Annotated in this window: 3 protein-coding genes; all 3 read left to right on the forward strand. The window is 47.5% G+C overall.

The genetic code is table 11. The features are described from left to right. Positions 1-768, forward strand: a 768-nt coding sequence (locus PLA23_RS12345) for a sensor histidine kinase (protein WP_324475376.1), incomplete at its 5' end; no start/stop codon positions are given. Positions 769-1,019: 251 nt separating this feature from the next. Next, positions 1,020-2,345 (forward strand): ABC transporter substrate-binding protein, encoded by a 1,326-nt coding sequence (locus tag PLA23_RS12350; protein ID WP_324475377.1) that lies wholly within the window; start codon positions 1,020-1,022, stop codon positions 2,343-2,345. Between the two features lie 49 nt (positions 2,346-2,394). Beyond that, the coding region (locus PLA23_RS12355) for an ABC transporter permease subunit (protein ID WP_502883631.1) at positions 2,395-2,737 on the forward strand (343 nt) is incomplete at its 3' end.

A 2,737-nucleotide genomic window follows, 5' to 3' on the forward strand; every position in this document is an offset into this window, starting at 1 on the left:
GTCTTCCGTGCAGTCATGCTCTGCATTATAGCATTGATTGCCGGATCGGTTGTGGAATGTATGACCCATTTCAGAGATGAACTTGCTCTCCAGAATAAGGAACTTGAGCGGACAAAAGAGGCATTTCGTATTGCAAATAAGAAATTAAACCTCCTATCCACCATCACACGGCATGACATCATCAATCATCTGACGTCGCTGATGGGGTATATGGATATTTCAGAGGATATGACTGACGATCCGGCACATCGCGAACTCATCCGGAAAGAGCAGATGATTGCAGACGAAATACGGCGGCAACTGGAGTTTACCAGATACTATCAGGATATCGGGATCAGGGAACCGATCTGGCACAGTCTCCAGGGCCAGTTTGAAGAGATTCAAAAGACCTTCCATTCTGAAACTATCCGGCTTTCAGACCTGATGGAGCCGGTACAGGTGTATGCCGATCCGTTATTTCCGCTTATCTGTCAGAATCTGATTGACAATTCCATTCGTCATGGAGGAGAACTGCATGAAATTCGTTTTTCGACCCGCAGGGAGGACGGGTATCTGATTGTTGTGTATGAGGATGACGGGTGTGGTGTTCCGGTTCATGAAAAAGAGAAGATTTTTGAACGCGGGTATGGAAAACACACCGGTCTTGGTCTTTTTCTGGCCAGAGAGATCCTGTCTATTACCGGTCTTTCAATCCATGAGACCGGGATACCAGGGAAGGGAGCCAGGTTTGAGATTACTGTTCCCCCGGATCGGTATCGATCTGAATAACCCGGACAATCGCACAGACAAGACTGACCTGACAGACCAATGATGCGGTCTGGTCCGGTATTCTGAAAGAGTATCGGAATCAGAAGGGGTATCATCTCTCCTGATACCAGTCACAACCACATTTTTTATATGCTCTTCATCGCGGTTCACAATCACATGTCGGTTCCCCATCATGCAGTACCATAATTTCTATAAAGCTGATTGACCTACACTCTAGTATGTCATGGCATGTCATGGCACGGTGTATGAACATGAAACAGTGGGTTCTATACAGCCTGATAACGGGTTTTCTCATTATCGGGGCACTTCTCTTCTCCGGGTGTACCGAACAGCAGGCATCACCATCTGCTGAAACCATAACGATTGGTGTTGTTGCATCGATGAGCGGACCGGCGAGTACGACCGGAAAGGACATCTGGCAGTCGGCAGAACTGGCCGCAGAGGAGATCAATGCACAGGGTGGTGTCTTTGTGAAATCGCTGAATAAAAAGATCCCGATCACGCTGGTTCAGGGCGATGATGAATCAACCCGTGAAGGGGGAATCAAAGCTGTCTCAAAACTGATCACCCAGGATAATGTCGATCTTCTGGTTGGCGGGTACTCAAGTGCTGTGGTCTCTGCACATCAGTCCATTGTCGCAGAAAACAAGGTGCCATACATCATCTCCGGCGGGTCAAGCACTTCTGTCTCTCACAGAAATGATATTGATACCAGTTATATGTTTTTCCATCGTCCTAATACGGATGATTCAGCCAAAGCCAGCATGCTCTTTATCAATGAGGTGGTCAGGCCGGAGATATATAAAAAATTCAGTCTCCCATCTGACCGCCCGCTCAGACTTGCACTCATCTTCCAGGACAGTCCGTTTGGAAAAGGACAGCAGGTCGCGGTCAGAAACCTGACCAAAGACCTCGACCTGCCTATTGAGATCGTGGCAGAGGAGACGTTTAAGATGGGAGAATCAGACTTCAGGACCGCCCTGACCTCAGTCAAGGCGAAAAAACCGGATATCATCTACGCTGTCACATTCCTGAATGAACTGATTCCACTTACCCAGCAGGCCCGTCGTGATGTTGGCCTGAACACCCTTATCCTCTCCATTGAGAACAATGATGATCCCGATTACTACACCGGTGTTGGTGAGTATGGTGATTATACGCTTATGGAAAGCCGGTTCTCACCCTATGCAATCCCGAAGGGCAGTACTGCAGAACCAACAAAGAAGTTCCTTGAGAAATTCCAGACAAAATATGGCGGATTTGCCGGAATGATGGGAGCAGCCACCTATGAATCGGTATATATTGCGGCAAAAGCCATCGAAAACGCAGGAACCCTGGATAAAGGAGCAGTTCAGAAAGCCCTGTCAGAGCTATCCATGGATCACATGATCGAAGTGATGAAAGATGGCAAAATCCGGTTCTCACCTGACTTCCATGAGAGCAGTTTTGATCTTTATGTGGAACAGATGAAGATGGATCCCGCAGCCGGTGAGATTCGGCCCCAAATCGTCTGGCCCTCATCGATCAGCGAGACCGCCTTTGTTATTCCTGACTGGTATCAGCCGGGATCTCCCTGATCCCCTTTTCAGGAGCGGACAGGAAATAAATTTTTCATGGATTTGACGAATGGAGATACATGCTGAGATAATCGCCCAGGTTCTTTTCTGGGGATTATACACCGGTTGCATCTATATCCTGCTAGCAACCGGCCTGAACCTCATCTTCGGTGTCATGAAGATAGTAAACTTTGCTCATGGCGAATTTCTCATGCTTGGAACGTACATCACGTTCTTTCTCTATATTATGAGCGGGTTTAATCCCTATGTCCTCCTCTGTGCCTCTATTCCAGTTCTGATCGTGATTGGGGTGATCATTGAACGGCTCTGTTTCAGGCCGATTCTCGGAACTGGGGAATTAAATGAGATCTTCGTGAGTATAGGTTTTATTTACATCATGCAAAACCTTGTTG

The organism is Methanospirillum sp. (assembly GCF_035406105.1).
Taxonomy (GTDB): domain Archaea; phylum Halobacteriota; class Methanomicrobia; order Methanomicrobiales; family Methanospirillaceae; genus Methanospirillum.

Bases quoted from the DNA above. Each gene is read 5' to 3' on its own strand.
- PLA23_RS12350 (WP_324475377.1), top strand. From the start codon at position 1,020: ATGAAACAGTGGGTTCTATACAGCCTGATAACGGGTTTTCTCATTATC.